This is a genomic window from Anabaena sp. UHCC 0253 (assembly GCF_009712085.1).
In the GTDB taxonomy this organism is placed as follows: Bacteria; Cyanobacteriota; Cyanobacteriia; order Cyanobacteriales; family Nostocaceae; genus Dolichospermum.
The window spans coordinates 89,696-112,576 of record NZ_VILD01000003.1 but is presented as its reverse complement, the minus strand read 5'-3'; the positions used below and the strand labels follow the sequence as shown (position 1 = coordinate 112,576).

Annotated in this window: 16 protein-coding genes and 1 pseudogene; 5 read left to right on the top strand and 12 right to left on the bottom strand. The window is 38.6% G+C overall.

What is annotated here, in order from left to right:
• Positions 1-136: 136 nt before the first annotated feature.
• From argH to trmD, 8 genes are all read right to left on the bottom strand, one after another.
• A complete protein-coding gene (gene argH, locus FJR38_RS08740; protein ID WP_168536538.1) occupies positions 137-1,525 on the bottom strand; it encodes an argininosuccinate lyase in 1,389 nt (462 codons plus the stop codon).
• 84 nt (positions 1,526-1,609) lie between these two features.
• The gene (locus FJR38_RS08735; RefSeq protein WP_168536536.1) at positions 1,610-1,822 is read right to left on the bottom strand and encodes a hypothetical protein; all 213 of its coding nucleotides are present in this window, start codon (positions 1,820-1,822) and stop codon (positions 1,610-1,612) included.
• Between the two features lie 101 nt (positions 1,823-1,923).
• Complete coding sequence (gene larB, locus FJR38_RS08730) at positions 1,924-2,709, bottom strand: nickel pincer cofactor biosynthesis protein LarB (RefSeq protein ID WP_168536534.1); 786 nt, start codon at positions 2,707-2,709, stop codon at positions 1,924-1,926.
• Between the two features lie 34 nt (positions 2,710-2,743).
• A complete protein-coding gene (locus FJR38_RS08725) occupies positions 2,744-4,528 on the bottom strand; it encodes an ABC transporter substrate-binding protein (protein ID WP_168497698.1) in 1,785 nt (594 codons plus the stop codon).
• A gap of 25 nt (positions 4,529-4,553) precedes the next feature.
• Positions 4,554-5,186 carry a PIN domain-containing protein gene (locus FJR38_RS08720; protein WP_168497696.1) on the bottom strand — a complete coding sequence of 211 codons (633 nt, stop codon included), beginning with the start codon at positions 5,184-5,186 and terminating at the stop codon, positions 4,554-4,556.
• A 50-nt stretch (positions 5,187-5,236) separates the two neighbouring features.
• The gene (locus FJR38_RS08715; protein ID WP_168497694.1) at positions 5,237-5,713 is read right to left on the bottom strand and encodes a hypothetical protein; all 477 of its coding nucleotides are present in this window, start codon (positions 5,711-5,713) and stop codon (positions 5,237-5,239) included.
• 34 nt (positions 5,714-5,747) lie between these two features.
• The gene (gene ispF, locus FJR38_RS08710; protein ID WP_168497692.1) at positions 5,748-6,230 is read right to left on the bottom strand and encodes a 2-C-methyl-D-erythritol 2,4-cyclodiphosphate synthase; all 483 of its coding nucleotides are present in this window, start codon (positions 6,228-6,230) and stop codon (positions 5,748-5,750) included.
• Between the two features lie 90 nt (positions 6,231-6,320).
• Positions 6,321-7,031, bottom strand: a complete 711-nt coding sequence (trmD, locus tag FJR38_RS08705; RefSeq protein WP_168536532.1) for a tRNA (guanosine(37)-N1)-methyltransferase TrmD — start codon at positions 7,029-7,031, stop codon at positions 6,321-6,323.
• Between the two features lie 515 nt (positions 7,032-7,546).
• Between trmD and FJR38_RS08700 the strand changes: the two genes are divergently transcribed.
• The 3 genes from FJR38_RS08700 (at position 7,547) to FJR38_RS08690 (ending at position 16,667) form a co-directional block, all read left to right on the top strand.
• Positions 7,547-8,410, top strand: a complete 864-nt coding sequence (locus FJR38_RS08700; RefSeq protein WP_168497688.1) for a cyanophycinase — start codon at positions 7,547-7,549, stop codon at positions 8,408-8,410.
• 173 nt (positions 8,411-8,583) lie between these two features.
• Entirely contained in the window at positions 8,584-11,283 is a 2,700-nt protein-coding gene (gene cphA / locus FJR38_RS08695) for a cyanophycin synthetase (protein ID WP_168497770.1), read from the top strand.
• A gap of 407 nt (positions 11,284-11,690) precedes the next feature.
• Positions 11,691-16,667 carry a GAF domain-containing protein gene (locus FJR38_RS08690; RefSeq protein WP_168536530.1) on the top strand — a complete coding sequence of 1,659 codons (4,977 nt, stop codon included), beginning with the start codon at positions 11,691-11,693 and terminating at the stop codon, positions 16,665-16,667.
• Positions 16,668-16,803: 136 nt separating this feature from the next.
• On the opposite strand, the gene psb32 is transcribed toward FJR38_RS08690, so the two are convergent.
• Positions 16,804-17,544, bottom strand: coding sequence for a photosystem II repair protein Psb32 (gene psb32, locus FJR38_RS08685; protein WP_168536528.1), 741 nt, complete (start codon positions 17,542-17,544; stop codon positions 16,804-16,806).
• 189 nt (positions 17,545-17,733) lie between these two features.
• Here psb32 and cysH point away from each other — a divergent pair, with 189 nt between their 5' ends.
• A complete protein-coding gene (cysH, locus tag FJR38_RS08680; RefSeq protein ID WP_168536526.1) occupies positions 17,734-18,438 on the top strand; it encodes a phosphoadenosine phosphosulfate reductase in 705 nt (234 codons plus the stop codon).
• Between the two features lie 164 nt (positions 18,439-18,602).
• On the opposite strand, the gene FJR38_RS08675 is transcribed toward cysH, so the two are convergent.
• Positions 18,603-19,049, bottom strand: a complete 447-nt coding sequence (locus FJR38_RS08675; protein ID WP_168497679.1) for a type II toxin-antitoxin system VapC family toxin — start codon at positions 19,047-19,049, stop codon at positions 18,603-18,605.
• The gene (locus FJR38_RS08670) at positions 19,049-19,333 is read right to left on the bottom strand and encodes a hypothetical protein (RefSeq protein ID WP_168497676.1); all 285 of its coding nucleotides are present in this window, start codon (positions 19,331-19,333) and stop codon (positions 19,049-19,051) included. Before FJR38_RS08670 ends, FJR38_RS08675 begins: the two co-directional genes overlap by 1 nt.
• Before the next feature lie 287 nt (positions 19,334-19,620).
• Between FJR38_RS08670 and sbcD the strand changes: the two genes are divergently transcribed.
• Complete coding sequence (gene sbcD / locus FJR38_RS08665) at positions 19,621-20,880, top strand: exonuclease SbcCD subunit D (RefSeq protein WP_168537194.1); 1,260 nt, start codon at positions 19,621-19,623, stop codon at positions 20,878-20,880.
• Between the two features lie 135 nt (positions 20,881-21,015).
• On the opposite strand, the pseudogene FJR38_RS28320 reads toward sbcD, so the two are convergent.
• Positions 21,016-22,881: pseudogene (locus FJR38_RS28320) on the bottom strand (translocation/assembly module TamB domain-containing protein); the annotation flags it as partial.

Sequence of the window (22,881 nt, the reverse complement as noted above, 5' to 3'; positions counted from 1 at the left end):
TTTAAGTTGTCCGTTGTCCGTTGTTAAGAAGTTTTTCCTACTCCCCTGCTCCCCTGCTCCCCTACTACCCTGCTCCCCTGCTCCCCTGCTCCCCTGCTCCCCTGCTCCCCTGCTCCCCTGCTCCCTGACTTGGAAATTAACTCACACCGAGTTGAGTACGGGCGTTGATAATAGCTTGTCTGACTTGTACAAAACCTGTACCTCCATAGCTGTTGCGGGCTGCAACTACTTGACGGGGGGAGATTGCTTCATAAATATCAGCGGCAAATGCAGGATGGATTTGTTGCCACTCTTCTAGCTGCAAATCTTTAAGCAGTTTACCAGCGGCAATACTGGTTTTGACGACTTTGCCCACAATGTTATAAGCTTCTCGGAAGGGTACACCCCGCGCTGCGAGATAATCTGCTACATCTGTAGCGTTAGCAAAGTCTTCTGTAACTGCTGTTGCTAATCGCTGGTAACGAAATTCTAAACCTTCTTGGAGCAAAATCGTCATTGCTTCTAAACAGGCTTTGACTGTATTTACGCTGTCAAATATGCCTTCTTTATCTTCCTGGAGGTCTTTGTTATAAGCCAGGGGTAAACCCTTCATAATTACTAACATAGCCTGGAGATGACCAAAGACTCGCCCTGTTTTGCCTCGGACTAATTCTGGTACGTCAGGGTTTTTCTTTTGGGGCATAATGCTAGAACCAGTGGCACAGCTATCTTTGAGGGTGACAAAGCGAAATTCTTCTGATGCCCACAGAATGACTTCTTCGGAAAGACGGCTGAGGTGAACCATGATTATACTAGCAGCACAGAGGAATTCTATGGCAAAGTCGCGATCGCTCACTCCGTCCAAACTGTTAGCATAAACATGATCGAAATCCAATAATTTGGCTGTATATTGGCGATCAATAGGGAAAGTTGTCCCCGCTAAAGCGCCACAACCCAAGGGGGAGATATTCACGCGACTATAAACATCTTCTAAGCGTTCCCAGTCCCGTTGTGCCATCTGAAAGTACGCCAGTAAATGGTGCGCTAAACTCAGTGGTTGGGCGCGTTGGAGGTGGGTATAGCCAGGAATTAGGGTTTCTACATTTTTTTCAGCTATATCAACTAAAACTGTTTGAAAATCTCGTAATAGTTGCCGAATTTGCTGAATTTGATCGCGGAGGTACAATCTCGTATCAGTCCCTACTTGGTCGTTGCGAGAACGGGCTGTATGGAGCTTTTTACCTACATCCCCGACAATTTCCGTTAGGCGTTTTTCTACGGCAAAATGGACATCTTCAGCATCAATACCGGGCTGAAATTGTCCTTGACGATATTCTTGACGAACTTGTTCTAAACCTGTAAATAGTGCCTCCCCTTCTGCATGGGAAATTATCCCCGTGTGAGCCAGCATTTTGGCATGGGCTTGAGAACCAGTAATGTCATATTCGATGAGTTCAATGTCAAAACTGATACTAGCATTAAAACGAGCGATCGCCGGATGCAGCGCGGATTCAAACCGCTGACTCCAAGTTTGTTTTTCGGTCATAAATCTGAAGGGAAAGGAAGAAATTCTTTCTAGATGTTAGATTTTGAATCATTATCAACCCAAAATCTAAAATCTAAAATCACTTTAACCGTAACTAGTTAAACTTTTGAACAAATAACCGACTACTACACCAATAAACATAGCCCAAATTTGTCCAGTTTTGACAAAATGATTCCAAGCCCCTTGCATTTGAGCTAAAATGTCCGGGTCTTTAATATTACTGTAATTAGCAAGAAAAGTGAGATGTTCGTGTAAGTTTCCTAGTAGTGGCAATAGTGAATCATTCCAATATTCCATAATGCTGTTACCAAAAGTTTATAACCTGTAGGACAGAGTTGAAGTAACTAATAAAATATAAAGTTACCGCAATTCTACTTATTCCTTACTTTCATACTTTACTATGTTTCTGCTGCCAAGCGTAATTTTTCTGAAGTTCGTAAAATTTGTCCTGCTAAAACCGCTGCACCAAAGCCATTATCTATATTTACAACACCTATACCAGCAGCACAAGAATTGAGCATTGTCAATAAAGGCGCTAAACCGGAAAAACTTGCACCATAACCAATACTGGTAGGAACAGCAATTACTGGACAGTCTGTTAAACCCGCCACCACACTAGGTAAAGCCCCTTCCATACCCGCGACGACAATTAAAACTGATGATGATGCTAATAGGTGACGGTTACTCAGTAAACGGTGAATTCCCGCCACACCTACATCCCAAAGACGCTGTACAGAGAAACCAGAAAGTTCAGCAGTGACAGCGGCTTCTTCCGCAACAGCTAAATCCGCCGTACCAGCCGAAAGAATGCCAATTTTGCCAGGAAATCTGACTTCAATCACAGAGGGAACGATCGCACAAATTCGCGCTTGTTCGTAATATTGGATACCTCTAACTTTTTTTTGTAATGCAGAATATACTTGTGGTTCAATGCGGGTAGCCATAACCACAGAAGTACGGTGACGCATTACTTCCATAATTTGAGAAATTTGATCAGGTGTTTTACCCGGTCCCCAAATTACTTCCGGGAAACCTGTTCTTAATTGACGATGATTGTCTATTTTTGCGAACTCACCTACAGATTCATAAGCTAAATCTTTGAGTGAGTCGAATGCTATCTCTGGGGTAATTTTACCATTAGCGACCGATTCTAAGAGCGATCGCAAAGCTTCAGGTTGAGTCACAGCAATTTAATAACTGACAAATATTAATTATCACCTACTTTATCACTTTTATTTCATGAATATTCCAAAAAGCACCACCAAGAGCAGAATATTGGATTCCTTGAAAACGATTTCTGATTGCAGATAGAGAATAGGAATTAACCAAGTAAATAAATGGTAAATACTCCTGTGTTAATTTTTGACTTTCTGCATAAATTTCCTTCACTTTCCCATCATCAAATTCCTGTGCGCCTTGAATATAAAGTTCATGAATTTTCACCTCCCAATCAGCAACTTCTCTTCCTTGGATTGGCTTTTGTCCTGCTTGAGGCTTTTGATTAAACATATGTAATCCCCCATCAGGAGACCAAACATTAGCCCCATCATTTGGTTCTAATCCACCCGTTAAACCTATTAAACAAGCATCCCAATCTAAAGTATTAGATAACTTGTCTATAAAGGTATTCCAAGCCAAAGGAGTAAAATCCACTTGAATACCAATTTTACTCAAATCTTGTTTAATTTGCGAACCCATTGACTCCCGAATTTTATTACCAGCATTTGTCAGTAAAGTAAATCTGACTTGGTTTCCTTGCTGATCTTCTAGTAAATTTCGAGAATTATATTTAAAACCAGCCTTAATTAATAATTCCTTAGCTTTTTCTACGTTATAGTTATAAACTTTTAATCCTTTTTCTGGTGTAAGATAGTATGGACTTTGGACAGAGATTGGTGAATTCTGCGGTTGTCCTAAACCACGAAAGGTATTATTGATCATCGTTTGTCTATCAATAGCATAAGCTACCGCTTGGCGGAATTCTACAGTATTGAACCAACGAGATTTCACAGGATCAACAAGTGGCTTACCATCTCTTTTACCTTTATTCAAATTTAAAGAAATAAAACTTGTAGTAGCACTAGGACCACCATTATAGATTTGAAAATTTCCCTGTTTCTCTTGTACTTTTAACAAAGAAAAGTAATCAGGTGAAACACCTACCGAATCTAATCCACCAGAACGAAATTGCAATAAGGAAGTATCTGTTGATTCGACAATTTGCCAAATAATTCGTTCAATATAGGGTTGAGAATTACCCTGATCATCTTTACGCCAATAATAGGGATTACGGCGAAAAATTATCCGTTGGCTCGTATCATACCTTTCTAGTTTGTAAGGTCCGTTGACAACAATTTCTGCTGGTGGAGTATCAACACCCCATTTTGATAAAAACTCTGGTTTCCCATCTTGGTCTTTAGTTTCTATTGATTTTCTGAGTGCATGGGCTGGTAAAATAGCTGCACTAGCATTTTGTAAAAAAGGTCTAAAAGGCTCTGGTACACTAAATTCAACTCGACGCTGATCTAGTTTTTTGACATTAGGAAATTTGCGACTTTTACCAATTCTCAATATATCTCTAATATCTGTTGGTATAGCTTCATTCAAATAAACATTGTTATATGTAAATACCACATCATCTACAGTCAGTGGTTTTCCATCAGACCATTTTAACCCCTCACGCATGGTAAAAATAATCTTTGATTTATCATCAGAAACCTGCCATGATTCAGCTAAAGCTGGTTCTAATTTACCCGTAATAGGATTTTGGTTAATTAATCCTTCATAAGTATAACCAAAAATATTGGGAGATTCAGAACTGAGAGCATAGTTAAAGGTTTTAGGATCACTAAGAATGCTATTTACTAATTGCGGTACTTGAGTTGCATTAGTTTTAAATTGAGAGAGGTTACAGCCAGTAATTGAAATCCCTGTAAATGACAGGAGTGTGATAATTAAGAAAAAGCGTTTTGTGTGATTGAGAAGATTTTTAATAAATGTCATAATCTATTGACCTAAAATAATTAAATTATGATGATTGAGACTCTAACCAACCTAGAAAATCCTTGGTATTGCTAAAGTATTGTACACCTGCACTATTTAAAATTTGTGTCACATTCTCATTCTTTTTCCCAAAGTCCTTAGTATTACCACTTAGGAATACTTTTCGCTCATTAGGATGCTGATCTGCATGATCAAGAATACTTTGTAAAATCAAGTTATCCATCAGATCATTCTTTATAAATAATGTTTCTTTCTCCAGGAAAACTTGCTCTGAAATTGTCTTAATTATGCTGCCATTAAAATTTATATTTTCTGCACTTTCAATTAGTAAATTTATGATTTCCGAGAAACGGTTTTGGATATCATTTAATAATAGTGTGTTTTCAATTGATGCTTTTTGTAAATGCCGAGAAAAAGATTTAGCATGAATAGATGTTTGATCACGTATTGATTCGTTAAGTTGTTTATCCATTTCTGCTTGGAATTTTAATTGATATTCCTTAACCTTCCTGTATGTATTAATGGCTTCAATATAACAAATAGCAGGTATGACTATACGTATTGATGGATGAGAATCACGCAGTAACTTTTCTGCTTCTAAGTCTCTTCCTTTGGCGACAGCCATGATAATATTAGTCTCTATGTATAGTATAAGCACTGAATTTTCCTAATAACCTAATCAAAAGTATGTAAGTGTAAATATGTTACTCAATTTCTGATTATGTAAGTATGTTCTTCTCCTTCTATTAATGACAACAAACCAATTTTGGCTATTTCATCATATGCCGGTGGACTATCCAAATTCCAATGATATGCTAAATCTCTGAGCCAAGATTGAACAAGAGTTTCTAGATGAAAATTAAATATTCTTTTGTGACTAAATTCCGGATCATAGGTGCTGAGTATATCATTTGTTTTCAACGATATTGAATTTTTGATATTTTGCTCTTCTGTCAATGAGAAAATGTTAATTTCTTCCAAATCAACTAACATACCGAAAGGAATATCTTTTGTGATATCCTGTTTAATATTCTGCAAGTAGTGTGTTTTCAATTGAGAAATAGCATTCTGTCTGAAAATAGTGTTTAGTTTTTCGGCTTTTGTTTCAAAAAATAAAACAATATTTTCATTCCTGTTCCGAAAAGGGACATATTGTGGAATATTATCAGAAAATTTGATAGACATATCTTTGTTTCCTCTAGTTCAGTAAATAATTTAACTAATAACTCCCCACCAACAAAACTACAGCATAAGCACAAATCCCTTCTTCTCTGCCAGTGGGACCCAATTTTTCATTAGTAGTAGCTTTGACACCAATTTGATTGGGTTCTACTTCTAAAACTGCTGCTAATTTATCCCGCATTTTAGAAATATGGGGTTTTAATTTTGGACGTTCTGCAACAACAACAGAATCAATATTGCCAATTTTCCAACCTTGATCCCGAATTAGCTGATGGACTTGCTCTAATAGTACAAGACTATCAGCCCCAGCCCATTGGGGATCTGTCGGGGGGAAATAATGGCCAATATCACCTAATGATAACGCGCCGAGCATTGCGTCCATGATGGCGTGTGTGAGAACATCAGCATCACTATGTCCTAACAAACCGAGTTCATGGGGAATGTGAATACCGCCTAGAATTAAATTGCGATCGCTCACCAATCTGTGAATATCGTACCCGTTACCAATTCTGATGTTCATAGTTAGTTGTTAGTTGTTAGTTGTCCGTTGTCAGTTGCAAAAGAATATTTTCCTCCCCTACTCCCCTGCTCCCCTGCTCCCTGTCACCTGTCACCTGTCACCTGTCACCTGTTCCCTCTCCTCTTGCCATTTTTTCAGCAAATCGGGACGACGGGAAGCTGTGCGCTCTATTTGTTGTTGACAGCGCCAACGAGCGATCGCTGCATGATTACCACTTAGTAGCACATCTGGAACTTGCCAACCGCGAAAATTAGCAGGACGGGTGTACTGAGGAAAATCTAATAAACCTTCTTCAAAACTTTCCGTTTTCAGAGATTCTTCCTTTCCCACAGTTCCGGGGAGGAGACGTACCACACCGTTAATCAAAGCCATAGAGGGAATTTCTCCTCCAGTGAGGATAAAATCGCCCAAAGATATTTCCCGAGTCACTAAATTTAGAACTCTGTCATCTACCCCTTCATAATGACCACAGATGACAATTAATTGGTCGTAATTTGTGGCTAATTCGCGCAGCAAGGGCTGGTTAATCGTTTGTCCTTGGGGACTCATCAAAATCACATCTCGACGGGGTAGAATCGGCAAAGACTCCACAGCGGCAAAGATCGGTTCTGGTTTCATCAGCATTCCTACACCACCACCATAGGGTTCGTCATCTACCTTGTGGTGCTTGTCGGTGGTAAAGTCTCTGGGGTTAATCAGATGTACTTGAGCAATCTGTTTAGCTAAGGCCTTACCCAATAAACCAGAATTGAGAATTGACGTAAAACAGTCAGGAAAAAGTGTAACTATATCAAAACGCACAGTAATTCGTATTCGATAGAACTAATTTTAAGGGTAGATACCTAGCAAACACAATAACTGATAGCGCCCCGTGGCGTAAGCCATGAAACCACTAAAAATAGCGCAAAAATCTGCCAATAGTATCTAAAAGTACCAAAACTTCTAGTTCTTTAGAGAGATCAAAAGTTTTTCTAATTACTTAATTTATGTTTAAATATTGTCACCACTAAATTTAAATTAATAATCCCACCAGAGTTAACAACTTCAAAGGATGCATCCAGCTAGCCCCAGAAGTAAAAGTGTCAAGACAGGCTAAACCCTAAGTCTAAAAGGGAATTATATTTACCCTAGCACTATGAAAGCTCCCTAGAAAAGTGGATAGGTAAAAAATAAGGCGCTGGCTATGAGAAAGACACAATTGAGGCATCTTAACCTTAAAGCAGTGTCTTCTCACACCAAGCAAAGGGCAAAAATTAACAAGTAGAAAACCTTGTTTAATTAACCTGAAGTTGTTGACTCCCTCAAGCAGAAACATAATGCCGCAGTTAGAAGTTAAATCGCTGGAAATGAGGACACCCCAAGCAACTAAAACCGCCGTTCTGGTTATCGGAGGCGCAGAAGATAAAGTTCATGGACGAGAAATTCTGAGAACTTTTTTTGTTCGTGCTGGTGGTAACAAGGCGTATATTACAATAATTCCATCAGCCTCCCGCGAGCCTGCCATTATTGGTGGTAGGTATATTCGCATTTTTGAAGAAATGGGTGCGGAAAAGGTTGAAATTTTAGACATTCGTGAACGGGAACAATGCGAAAATCCTGAGATTAAAGCATCCCTCGAAGCCTGTAGCGGTGTCTTCTTGACAGGAGGAGACCAACTGCGCCTTTGTGGAGTCCTATCCGACACACCAGCCATGGAAATTATCCGCCAACGGGTAAGAGCCGGACAACTGACTTTAGCAGGAACAAGTGCTGGAGCAGCGGTAATGGGACATCACATGATCGCCGGCGGCGGCTCTGGAGAAACACCTAATCGTTCTCTAGTAGATATGGCCACAGGCTTGGGATTTATTCCTGAAGTTGTAGTTGATCAACATTTCCATAACCGCAATCGGATGGGGCGACTTGTTAGTGCGATCGCTGCACACCCTGATCGATTAGGCATTGGTATTGACGAAGATACTTGTGCTGTATTTGAACGGGATGGTTGGCTACAAGTTATGGGCAAAGGCAGCGTCACTATTGTTGACCCTACAGAACTTACCCATACCAACGAACCCAGCGTTAGTGCTAATGAACCCTTGACCGTACATAATTTACGACTACATATCCTCAGTTACGGAGATCGTTTCCATCTTTACCAACGTACTGTTTTACCTGCTGTGCATCGCATCTCTAGCTGACGGTATAGAGTATCTCAGGTTACACTGATTTGACCGCGCTTTAATTTCTTCTTACCCAAAAATTTTAGCCAAATACTATCCAAAAAGAAAAAACTGTTCACCTAGAACAGTTTGGCGGTCAATTTCAGTAAGAAACTAGAATTTTGGTTCCGAATCTCCATCTACCTATTCCCATGAGAATCCTCAAGATCCAAACCTTACGCGGTCCAAACTACTGGAGCATTCGACGCCACAAGCTGATCGTTATGCGCCTCGATCTGGAAAACCTTGCCGAAACGCCCTCAAATGAAATACCTGGCTTTTATGAAGGATTAGTAGAGGCGCTGCCAAGTTTGGAGGGTCACTATTGCTCCCCTGGTTGTCGTGGTGGTTTTCTAATGCGGGTGCGAGAAGGCACTATGATGGGCCATATAGTAGAACACGTAGCCTTGGAACTCCAGGAATTAGCAGGAATGCACGTAGGTTTCGGTCGCACCCGTGAAACTGCCACACCTGGAATATTTCAGGTAGTAATCGAGTACCTAAATGAAGAAGCGGGTCGCTATGCGGGACGTGCAGCAGTTAGGCTATGTCAAAGTATTATTGACCGTGGTCGTTATCCCAAAGCCGAATTAGAGCAAGATATCCAAGACCTAAAAGACTTTTGGCGTGATGCTTCTCTGGGTCCTTCAACAGAAGCAATCATTAAAGAAGCCGAAAAAAAAGGTATTCCTTGGATGCCCTTACCAGCTAGGTTTCTGATTCAGTTGGGCTATGGTGTCCATCAAAAACGGATTCAGGCCACAATGACCCATAACACAGGCATTCTGGGCGTTGAACTAGCTTGTGATAAAGAAGCCACGAAACGGATTCTAGATGCCAATGGTGTACCAGTTCCTAGAGGTACAGTCATCAATTTCTTTGATGATTTGGAAGAAGCCATTGAATATGTCGGTGGTTATCCCATCGTGATTAAACCATTAGATGGTAATCATGGCCGGGGTATCACCATTGATATCACAAAATGGGAAGACGCAGAAGCCGCTTATGAGATGGCTAGACAAGTTTCTCGCTCAATCATTGTCGAACGATATTATGTTGGCCGTGACCATAGAGTATTGGTTGTAAATGGCAAGGTAGTAGCCGTAGCAGAACGCATTCCTGCCCATGTCGTAGGTAATGGTAAATCTACTATTGCAGAACTAATTGAAGAAACAAACCAAGACCCCAATCGTGGCGACGGTCATGATAATGTTCTCACAAAGATTGAACTAGATCGTAACAGCTACCAGCTACTAGAGAGACAAGGGTACACAATCAATAGTGTGCCACCCCAAGGGGAAATGTGCTATCTCCGAGCCACAGCTAACCTCAGCACAGGTGGTAGTGCCGTAGATCGCACAGACGAAATTCACCCAGAAAACCTTTGGTTAGCTCAAAGGGTAGTCAGAATCATCGGTTTAGATGTGGCGGGAATAGATATTGTGACTTCGGATATTAGCCGCCCTTTACGGGAACTAGATGGTGTCATTGTTGAAGTCAACGCTGCACCCGGTTTCCGAATGCACGTCGCCCCCAGCATTGGCATTCCCCGTAATGTCGCCGGCGCAGTCATGGATATGCTATTCCCCAACGAACAAGCCAGCCGGATTCCTATCCTCTCAGTCACAGGCACAAATGGCAAAACCACTACTACCCGATTGTTAGCTCACATTTACAAGCAGACAGGAAAAGTAGTTGGATATACGACTACAGACGGTACTTATATTGGTGATTACTTAGTAGAAGCAGGAGATAATACTGGTCCACAAAGCGCCCATGTTATCCTCCAAGATCCGACTGTAGAAGTAGCAGTATTAGAATCGGCTCGTGGTGGTATTCTTCGCTCTGGGCTGGGATTTGAAAATGCTAATGTAGGTGTGGTATTAAATGTATCTGCTGACCATCTGGGCATCGGCGATATAGATACCATTGAACAATTAGCTCATCTCAAAAGTGTAGTTGCAGAAGCTGTATTCCCTGATGGTTATGCCGTTCTCAATGCCGATGATCATCGCGTTGCTGCTATGGCAGAGAAAACTAAGGCTAATATTGCTTACTTTACTATGAACCCCGACTCAGAACTGGTAAGAAAGCATATCCAGAAGGGAGGAGTGGCAGCAGTTTATGAACATGGTTATCTCTCAATTGTTAAAGGTGATTGGACACACCGGATCGAAAGAGCCGAAAATATTCCCTTGACAATGGGTGCAAGAGCGCCATTTATGATTGCTAATGCTTTAGCTGCTAGTTTGGCTGCGTTTGTAGAGAATGTCACCATTGAACAAATTCGCTCCGGTTTAAGGAGTTTTCGTGCTTCTGTAAGTCAAACACCAGGACGAATGAATTTGTTTAATTTGGGTAAATACCATGCTTTGGTAGATTATGCCCATAACGCGGCTAGTTACGAGGCGTTGGGATCATTTGTCCGCAATTGGACTACAGGACAACGCATTGGTGTGGTTGGTGGTCCTGGCGATCGCCGTGACGAAGATTTTATCATGCTAGGTAAGTTAGCAGCAGATATCTTTGACTACATCATTGTTAAAGAAGATGATGATACTAGAGGCCGACCCCGTGGTTCAGCTTCTGATTTGATTACTACAGGCATCACCCAAGGTCAACCTAATAGTCGTTATGAATCTGTCTTGGATGAAACCCAAGCTATCAACAAAGCCTTAGACATGGCTCCTGATGGAAGTTTGGTGGTAATTTTGCCAGAAAGTGTCAACCGAGCTATCAAGTTAATTAAGCTACGTGGTGTAATTGATGAGGAGATACAACCACAAAACTTAAATACCAATGATTCGCAAAATGGGGTAGCACCTTCTTCTGTGATGAATACGCTAATTTAGATGACGTACACCACACACTCCCCTCTCAGGGTGAGTGTGGACATCTGGTTAAAAGCTAATACCTGAGTTCAACGGAAGAAAATAGTCTGCAAGTGTTGATTGACAATAGTTTCAGGATTTAATAACTTTTTATTAATTGTCAATAAATGGAAATTATTGACAATTAGTTAGAAATAAACAATATAAACTGTAAATTGTGCTTAAAAAGCATTAAATAATATTACTAATTATTCTCAAGATGACACCAAAGATTTAAGAATAAAGAGTACATCACAGCGGAAATAAACCAATTAGTCCCAATTTCACAAAAGGTTTACACTATATCAATTTTGTTGATGTAGCCTGTGATTGGCATTATTTTTAATTTACTATAATTCTATCACTTTAAATAACAACAAAATTATAATATGAAAGGATCATTGTCTAATGATGAAGCCGCAAGAATAGACGCACTTTTGCAGTACAAGATTCTTGATACTCCACCAGAAGTTGCTTTTGATGAGCTAACTCGTTTAGCTGCTTATATTTGTGAAACTCCTATAGCCTTAGTAACTTTGATTGATACAAATCGTCAGTGGTTTAAGTCTAAAATTGGGTTAACAACTCCAGAAACGCCTCGTGAAATTGCTTTTTGCAATCATGCTATTTGCCAAACAGATATTTTAATTATTCCTGACGCTACTATTGATGCCAGATTTGCTAATAATACCCTAGTAACATCCGAGCCTAATATCCGGTTTTATGCAGGTGTACCTTTAATTAATGCCGAAGGTTACGCTTTAGGAACGCTGTGTGTAATTGATAATGTGCCAAGAGAACTGACAAATCAACAGTTGGACGCATTGCATATATTAAGCCGTCAAGTAATGAAGCAGTTGGAAATGCGCCGCAATTTAGATTCCTTACTGCTGGTAAATAAAGAACGTCAACAACAAGAAAAAGTCAACCGCAAATTTTTAGTCAAAATTGCCGGTTACTTTGGTTTAACATCATCCATTCTGCTGATGATTGGGATATTTTCTTATCAAAATATTCAAGGATTTATAAATATATATAATCAGCAAAAACAAACTTTAGAGATAATAAATTCTCAAAAAGAACTTATATTCTATCTTCAGTCTGCTGGAAATGAACATAAGAATTATATCTTGACAGGAGAACAGCTTCATTTACAAAAGTATCAAAATGCAGTTAATAAAATTGATCAAGAACTTAAAGTATTAAAAAAAATAAGTTCATCCGAACCAAAATCACAGGAAAAAATTGCCAATATTGAAAAACAGATAACAGTAAAAATATATAAAATTCAAGAAATTATTGATTTACGCCAAAACAAGAGTCCGGAAATAGCAGTGCAGAGTTTTGTAGCTAATCAGAAAAAAAATCCTCATAACAATATATATGAATATATCCATGAATTTAATAAACAACAAAAAGAACTATTTCAACAGCAGTCTAGACAATTAACCAATAATACACACAATATGGTTTTCGCATTAGCGATCGCTATCGGATTGTGTGTAATTATTTTCATGATAATTTATTACCTAATATATCGGGAAATCACTGAACGTAAATGGGCAGAAAAATCTCTTAAACAAGAACGTAACTTCATTGCCAGTGTCCTGGATACAGCCAACGTTTTAGTCATGGTTCTCGATTCTCAAGGGCAAATTGTCCGCTTCAATCGAGCCTGTGAACAAACCACAGGTTACAACTTTGATGAAGTGCTAGGTAGATGTTTTTGGAATGTATTTTTAGCTGATCAAGATAAACAATTAATTTCAGCTATGTTCCAGCAATTAATATTAGGTAAAGGACAAAAAAAATCTGAAAATAAATGGAACACAAAGGATGGAAAACAAAGATTAATTATTTGGTCATATACTCCTCTGCTGGATCACAGAAATCAAATAGAATACATTGTTAGCACAGGTATAGATATTACTGAACGCAAGCAATCTGAAGATTTTCTCCAACAACAAATTACAGCAATAGAAGCAGCAAATGATGGCATTGGTATCCTGGATGGTGATGGTAAATATATTTATGTAAATAGCTCTTATATAAATATATTTGGATATAGTAATGCCTCTGAAATTCTAGCTAAAAAGTGGGAACATTTTAAAAGTCAAGAAGATATTAAATGGTTCAATGACCAGATTTTTCCCATCTTGAGAGAAAATGGTTATTGGCATGGTGAAACAATAGCTAAAAGAAAAGATGGTAGTATCTTTACCCAAGAACTTTCTTTGACATTGCTCGAATCTGGAGGAATAATTTGTGTTTTTCGTGATATCAGTGAACGCAAACAAGCTGAACAATATCTCAGTTTACAATATGCTGTCACTAGTTCCTTAGCAGGAGCTAGAAATATTCAAAATGCCACCCATCGCATCTTAAAAGTAATTTGTCAAAATTTGAATTGGGATTGGGGAGAAATTTGGATTATAGATAAATCTAACAATGTTCTCCGTTGTCTAGATATGTGGTGTGAAACATCTTCAGAAATGCAAAAGTTGGAAGAGATAACTAAGCAATTAACCTTTGCCCCTGGAGTTGGATTACCTGGACGGATTTGGTCTAACTTTGAACCTGTATGGCTAACTAATGTTTGTAATGATCAGAATTTTCTGCGGATAGATATTGCTGCTCAAATAGGATTGCATACAGCTTTTGGTTTTCCCATTCGTAGTGGGAATACAAATATTGGTGTGATGGTTTTCTTTACTAAAAGTATTCAGCCAGAAAATACAGATTTGCTGCAAGTAATGATGTCTATCGGCAACCAAGTTGGTCAGTTTATTAAGCGAAAACAGGCAGAAGAAGAACTAAACCTGCAAAATTTGCGATCGCAATTACTAGCTGATATCACCCTCAAAATCCGCGAATCTTTACAAATTGACGACATCCTCAACACCAGTGTTAATGAAGTTCAAAAATTACTAAAAGCTGATCGTGTCCTGATCTTAGAATTAGAAGCAAATGAATCTTTAACAGCACGAAAAGAAGCATTGATTCCTGGTATCCCTGTCGTCATAGGAGAGAATATTATTGATCCTTGTTTTATAGAAAAACACGTCCATAAATATCGTCAAGGATGGATTACCAGCATTAATAATATAGAAACAGCTAACATCCAACTTTGTCATCGGCAACTATTAGAAAGATTTCAAGTTAAAGCTAACCTTGTGATTCCTATTTTTCTTAAAGATCAATTTTGGGGATTGTTGATTGCTCACCAGTGTACTCAACCCCGTCATTGGAATAGTTGGGAAACAGAATTATTGCGATCGCTTGCGGATCAAATAGGTATTGCTTTAGCTCAAGCTAAACTACTAGAAGCCGAAACTCATCAACGTCAAGAACTAGAAATAGCTCGACATCAAGCCGAGTTAGCTTCTCAAGCCAAAAGTAGTTTTCTGGCGAATATGAGTCATGAAATTCGTACTCCCATGAATGCCGTTTTGGGAATGACAGGCTTACTATTAGAAACTCCCCTCAACCCCGAACAACAAGATTTTGTAGAAACAATTCGTGTTAGTGGTGATGCTCTGCTATGTCTAATTAACGAGATTTTGGATTTATCTAAACTAGAAGCTGGAGAAATGCTCCTGGAAACTCTAGATTTTGATCTATCTACTTGCATTGAAGAAATTTTAGAATTGTTAGCACCCCAAGCTCATCATAAAGGATTAGAAATAGCCGCCTTAATTCCTGCTAATATTCCTACACAACTCCAAGGAGATGCTAGTCGTCTTCGCCAAATTTTAATGAATTTAATGGGTAATGCTATCAAATTTACCACCACAGGCGAAGTAATTATCAGTGTAGAATTAACCTCAGAAAACTATCATGCCGCTACCATTAATTTTGCTGTGATAGATACAGGAATTGGAATTACTCCTGAAGATCAAAATAAACTCTTTCAACCATTCTCTCAAGTTGATGCTTCTATTACCCGCAAATATGGTGGTACAGGTTTAGGATTAGCAATTTGTCAACAATTAGTAACATTAATGGGAGGAGAAATCGGCATCAACAGTCAAATTGGTAAAGGTTCTAAATTTTGGTTTGAATTACCTTTTACTAAACAACCTGAATCTGTTTCTCAAAATCAAGATTATCATCTTCTCAGTCAACGACGCTTATTAGTAGTAGATGACAATGCTACCAATCGAAAAATTCTCCACCACCAAGCTACCCGTTGGGGAATGCAGGTAGATGAAGCTGATTCGGCAATTGCTGGATTGGCAGCCTTAACAGCCGCTGTAGAAGCACAAATTCCCTATGATATCGCCGTCATTGATATGCAAATGCCTGATGTAGATGGCATGACATTGGGAGTACAAATTAAGGGTAATCCAGCGATCGCTCATACCCCTTTAATTATGTTGACTTCTACTAATCAAAGAGATGAAGTAAAACGAGCATTAAATATAGGCTTCACTAGTTATTTAGTTAAACCTGTCAAGCCTTCCCGGCTGCTGGATACAATTATGAATATCTTAGCGAAGCAATCAAAATTAGATATGCCTCAACCTTATAAAATTGAGCATAAATCTATTAAATTATTAGGCGAAAAAACCACTAAAGAGAATAAATCTAAATTAAAATTACTTTTGGCAGAAGATAATTTAGTTAATCAAAAAGTTTTTCTCAAACAACTATATAGTCTAGGATATCAAGCGGATATAGTAGCTAATGGACAAGAAGTATTACAGTTATTAGATCAAATTTCCTACGATTTAATTTTCATGGATTGTCAAATGCCAATTCTTGATGGTTTGGAAACCACAAAAGCAATTCGGCTTCGTCCCCTTAGTTCGTTTCCTAAACATCGCCAACCTGTAGTTATTGCAATTACGGCTAATGCCATGAAGGAAGACCAAAGACGGTGTTTAGATGCGGGTATGGATGACTATTTAAGTAAACCAGTAGTTAAAGATAAATTAGCTGCAATGTTAGAAAATTGGAGTCACAAAATACTTACACAACAAGAAATAAATATTTCTGAAGTAACAAATTCTCCAGTCAATCACAGTAATTTTGACATACCAATTGACTGGGAATATCTACATCAACTTTCTGAAAATAACCCAGAATTTGAGTTGGAACTATTAAAAATGTTTACAGAAAATACCCAATCTCATTTAGAAGAAATCAAAGCCGCAATTATCGCCAACGACTTTCAGAAAATTGCCTGGGAAGCTCATTATATTAAAGGTTCTAGTGCTAATATTGGCGCAACAACTATGCAAAATGCCGCAGCTAAATTAGAACAACTGAGTAAAAAACAAACTTGTGCAGGTGCATCCGCATTGTTAACAGAATTAGTAGAATTTATCAAACAAATTCAAGCATTTTTAAATAGGGATTGCTGAGAAAGTTTTTTTGTCAGTTGTCAGTTGTCAGTTGTCCGTTGCAAATATTTTTCTCCCCTACTTCCCCTGCTCCTCTGCTCCTCTGCTCCTCTGCTCCTCTGCTCCCCTGCTCCCCTGCCCCTCTGCCCCCTTCCCCCTATTCCCCAGATTCTGGAGTTGAAGGTTGAAACACTTGGTAAAGATAATATGTTGCCATGGGAATGACAGTAGCTGCAATTAACAGCCCTACAACCCAAGCAGTTGCATTACCTTGATCAGTTTCTTCGGCTTTTGTGAAAGTTCCTTCCACCTTGACAGTTTCTATGATTTCTGGTGGACCTGGATCTGGTTTACCAGACAAAACAGCAACCAAGCGATCGCTCACATCTAAAAATCCTTGGTTATATTTATTACCATCACGCAACGCTGTACCCAATGTTTCTTCCGCCACACTTTGAGCAATAGAATCAGTCAATAGAGACTTGACTTGATTACCACTAACCAAAGCAGTTCCATTACTAACCGTATCAATCAATAACAATACTTGATTAGCTTGTGCTTCGGCCGTCGGAAACCATTTACTAAAGAGTCCTTTCGCAAAACTTTCCGGTGTTTCCCCATAGTCAAGGCGGCGAATAGTCACAATTCTGGCTTCGTTACCAGTTTCCTGCGCCAAATCCTTGAAAGTCTTGCTAATCTGACCTTCATTCAATCGGCTAATCACATCACCTTGATCTAAAATCCAAGTATCAGCCGTGAGACTGGGCATTTCGTATACACCAGTAGCAGCAGCAGGTAAGACAAACAGCGAAGTCGCCATTATCATCACCAATACTGGTAAAATTAGACGAATAACGTATTTTTGATTACTAAATAATTGCTTCAGTAACTGTTGCATGGGATGAATCCTTAAACAGACTTGCAATTAAAATAGTACACAATTAGGTGACAGGAAATAAGTGACAGGAAACAGGAGTTTTTTCACCTCAACTGCTTTTGCTTCTGGTTAAGTCAGGCGGGATATGTACCTGGATACGATAATATTAAATTTAATAAAAGGTAAAAAATCTTTGTTTAGAGAAATATCATGACAGCTTCTACCACATTTGACTTAGCAGCACTAAATCAACAATTTGAAACCGCAAGCCCTACAGAAATCTTAGCCTGGTCTGTTCAGAATATTCCCACAGGACTGGTACAAACTAGCGCCTTTAATGTTGATGACATTATCTTGACACATATCCTCTATACCATACTTGAGCATCCCACCCCTGTAATTTTCCTTGATACTCTCTATCACTTCCCCCAAACCCTAGAATTGGTTGCTAAAGTCAAAGAAATCTATAACCTAGATTTACAAACCTATAAAACACCAGATGTCAATAGCCGTGAAGCCTTCGCTGCTAAATTCGGTGAAGCACTTTGGGATACAGATATTGCTAAATTCCACGACATTACCAAAATCGAACCACTGCTGAGGGGTTTAGACGACCTCAACACCGTTGCTTGGATTACAGGCCGCCGTCGTGATCAAGCCGTTACTCGTGCTACTATGCCCGTATTTGAATTAGATGGTAAGGGAAGATTAAAAATTAACCCCCTAGCTACTTGGACCCGCAAACAAAGCTGGGCGTATGTAGCCGAACATAAAGTAATTTACAATCCTCTCCATGATCAAGGCTATCCCAGCATTGGTGACGAACCCATTACCACCAAAGTAGCTGACGGTGAAGACGAACGCGCTGGACGTTGGCGGGGAAGCGAAAAAACCGAGTGTGGAATTCACATTTAATTAATTCTCAAAGTAGGGTGTGTTAGCGATCGCGTAACGCACCTTTTTTGTGAACAGAAAAATTTAAAGGTATGTGAAGAAAAGTAAAATCGCCCAAAACTCTCTTCTTGTCCCCCTGTCAGCCCAACGACAATTTTTAACGCCCACCTACTTATTGATATTCATCAGATTAATAAAGTATTTGGATGTACTGGGGTAATTTTATTTTCATAGCGTTTAAAGTCACTCATATTGAAAGTAAGAAGGTGAGTTATTTGATTAGCAAACATAACTGCTACTAATCTTGCATCATGAACATTGACACCCATCACACCGTATTCCATTACAATCTGTTTCCAATGCTGATAAATTTCCGGTATATCTGGTAATATAGGAAAGAAATTTTCTAATTTTTGTAGTTCTGCTTCTGCTGCAATTAAACTCAATCCTAAGCCATTTTTTTCTACAGGACGAGTAGCACTACGCCAAAATTCTACTAAATTTTGATGTGTTAAATAACAAGTTTCTTGTTTTCTTCGGAGTGTAGCAAGGGCATTTAAAGATTCAGCACACATTGGATGATGTGGTTGTGCTATTATCAAAATGATATTAGTATCAATTAAATATGCCACTATATTTCCTCTTCTTCATAAATACCTGCTCGACTTACAGCGTAGTCAGATAAAATAGGTGTATTTTTTGTATGACTAGAACTCCATTCATTTAGTGCTGTAATCCATTCTTCATCGGAAACTGTTTGATAAAACGGAAGTTTTGTAGTTTTAACTAATTGTTCTAGCATTGCATCAAGATGAGGTTTAACTGCTTCTGCTGGAAGTTGAGTTATTTTTGCTAATGTTTCGGTAACTTGTTGTAATTCTTGAGAATGAGATTGTTGCCATGTTTGTAAGATCATAATTTTGAAAATATGATTTTTTACAACTTATATTTTAGCACAATATTGTCTGAATTAGGACAAATTTCGGTAATTCAAAATTCAGAATTTTTCTGTCTGAATCAGGATTTACAGGATTAAACTACCCATATAGAGTATCTTTGTAACCTCTTACCTTCGTGTCCTTCGCTTCTTCGTGGTTCAATAAAAAAGATAGAATATGTCATGAGGATTTATAGGATGTGATTGTTTGTTTGTTGGGAAGTTGGGATTTTCAGGATGTTATAATGACTAATAAGCACTGAAAAATTATGAAAATCCTCCACCTTTCAGATATCCATATTGGTAGCGGTTTTTGCCACGGACGAATTAATTCAGCCACAGGATTAAATACACGGTTAGAAGATTTTGTTAAAACATTATCTTTGTGTATTGACCGGGCGCTACTTGATAATGTAGATTTAGTTTTATTTGGTGGTGATGCTTTTCCAAATGCCACACCTGCACCTTATGTCCAAGAAGCTTTTGCTAATCAATTCCGCCGTTTAGTAGATGCAGATATCCCCACCGTCTTATTAGTGGGAAATCATGACCAACATTCCCAAGGTTTAGGCGGTGCGAGTTTAAATATTTACCGGACTTTGGGTGTACCAGGGTTTGTGGTTGGTGATACTTTAACGACTCATCGCATTTCCACACGAAACGGAGATATACAAATAATTACTCTTCCTTGGTTAACTCGTTCCACTTTAATGACTCGTCAAGAAACTCAGGGTTCATCTTTGGCGGAAGTTAATCAACTGCTAACAGACCGTTTAGAAGTGGTGATAGAAGGGGAAATTCGCCGCCTTGACCCCACTATACCAACGGTGCTTTTAGCCCATTTAATGGCTGATAATGCCACTTTAGGGGCAGAACGTTTATTAGCAGTGGGTAAGGGTTTTACTTTACCTTTATCTTTGTTAACTCGACCATGTTTTGATTATGTAGCTTTAGGTCATGTTCATAAACACCAAAATCTCAATAAATCCAATGACCCACCAGTGATTTATCCTGGAAGTATTGAACGGGTAGATTTTAGTGAAGAGAAAGAAGACAAAGGTTATGTAATGATTGAGTTGGAAAAAGGGAAAGTAAATTGGGAATTTTGTCCCTTACCTGTGCGCGTATTTCGGACTATTGAAGTAGATTTATCTAAGAAAGATGATCCGCAAACAGCATTATTGAAAGCGATCGCTAAATATGATATTCAAGATAATGTAGTCCGACTAATTTACAAATTGCGGTCAGAACAATTAGATGTAATTGATAACTCTTCCCTTCACCAAGCTTTAAGCATAGCGCACACTTACACAATTCAAGCCGAACTAGTTAGTCAATTAGCAAAACCCCGCATTCCTGAATTAACGGCCAGTAGCAGTATTGACCCCATGGAAGCTTTGAAAACTTACTTAAATAATCGGGAAGATTTAAAAGATATCGCCCCTTCTATGTTAGAAGCAGCACAAACTTTATTAACAGATGATCAGGAAATTTTGCTAGTACCACAAGGAAGAACTAAAAATTAGGGCTAGAAGTCAGGAGGTAGGGGCGCAGGCCCTGCGCCCATTCAGGAGTCAGGAGGAAGAAGATCAGAATAGTCTCGAATCTGGGTGACAACGGACAACGGACAATGGACAACTGACCACTGACAACTGACTTCTTTAAAATCTCCGTTCAAACTCAAGTACAGCCCGACTATCATCAGTTAAATTAGTAGAAGAACGAAGACGGAATTCATTGTTTATTCGGTAATTAAGACCCCATTGCAAAGGATCACCCGCAGTCAAGATTTTAATAGTAGAAATAGAAATTTTCGGAGAAATATCAATTCCTGCTTCTAACGCTAATTCTAAAGATGAGTTATTTCTTCCTGCTTCAGGTCTTTCCGAAAGAACTGTGGGAAATATTCTCAATTCACTTAAACCAATAGTATCACCAATTTGATTAAATGCACCTTGGAAATTTCTGAAAACAGCCGAACCGGCAATATTAATTAAACCCAGGGTACTATCACCACGGCCTTGAGTATCAACAAACCCACCCCCTAATAAAGTGACAATTTGTGTTTCTGAACGGGAGGGATTACTTTTGAGTTTCAACTTATCATTAATTTGACTAGCTAAACCATCAATATTTGCTTCTACTCGGACTGATTCTAAACCTGCTAAACCGGAAGAACCTTGTCTGCTTAAGTCGCTATTTTGAACCACATCTAGAATCTTCGCAAATAGCCGAATATCCAAATTAGGATCACGGGGTTGACGGCTACTAAAAGTCGCAGTGTGTTCATGACCACGGGCTAAATTTAATTGGGTAGTGAACAAATTCACACCACCTTTAGTTAACTTAATAGTTCCTTCTGGAATAGGGTCAGTTAAAGAACCATTAACAATTAAATTTCCAGAAGTTTGGAACTGGAAAACTGGTGGTCTAGCAATTTGCACATTTTTACCAAGTTTCAGTTCTAAATTATTTAACCTAGTAATTTTATTTTCTGTGTTTGCTTGATTTTGATTGTCAATTTGAGTAGTTAATGAGTTAGATTTGTTATTTCCTGAATCTACATCCTGAGAGTCTGACAATAATACTTGACCATCAAATAATTCTATATTTCCGCCAATTATTGGTCGAATCAAAGAACCAGTAATTTCTAAATTACCACTAGCACCTCCTTGATATAATCCCTTGAGATTTAAAGCTAATTGTTCTAAATTGACAGTTAGCGGATTATCTAGTTTAGTATTTCGAGCCGTAAAAATAGGTAGTTCACCAACAGCCTCGATTTTACCATCACTAAATCTACCTTCGAGACTTTCTACAAAGACACGGGTTAAATCAAACTCTGCGCTACCAGTCACATTTGTTAACTTTCCTGGTAAAGCTTGGGCGCTAAAGGTAGCATTATTCAGAGAAGCAATACCTCTAACTAAAGGTTGTTCTTTAGTTCCCCGAACTTTTAAATCTAATTCTCCTTCTCCATTCTCAAAAGCTATCTCATTAGTGAAGAGATTTAAAAGTGTTAAACCTTCATTTTTAACTTGTACATCTAGAGTAATTTGATCATCTTCTAAATTTCCAGCAGCAAAGGGTAATTGATAAGGAATACTACCAGTAATATTTGCAGGTGCTTTCCCTACCCCAACAACATTACTGCCAAAATTCAAACGTCCATTAGAATAACTGAAACTAGCAGTCGCTGATTCTAGTGGTTTTTGATAAATTGTCCCTTCTGTAATGTTTAATTCTCCTCTAGCTTGAGGATTGTTGATACTTCCTGCTAAAGCTGCTGTGGCATTTAGTTTACCTGCAATTCCTTCTGGTAATTTTACTAAATTTCTGACTAGCTGAATCGGGAAATTTTGACTTTTAATTGACCTGATTGTTCTTTACCACCAAGATTACCTGTAAAAGCAATTAGCTTTTCTTGGGATTGAATTCGTAAAGGTTGTAACCGGAAAATTCCTTGTTCAAAACTACCTTTTGCTGTAACTTCTTCGGCGCGATAAAAACGACCGATTTCTGTTGGT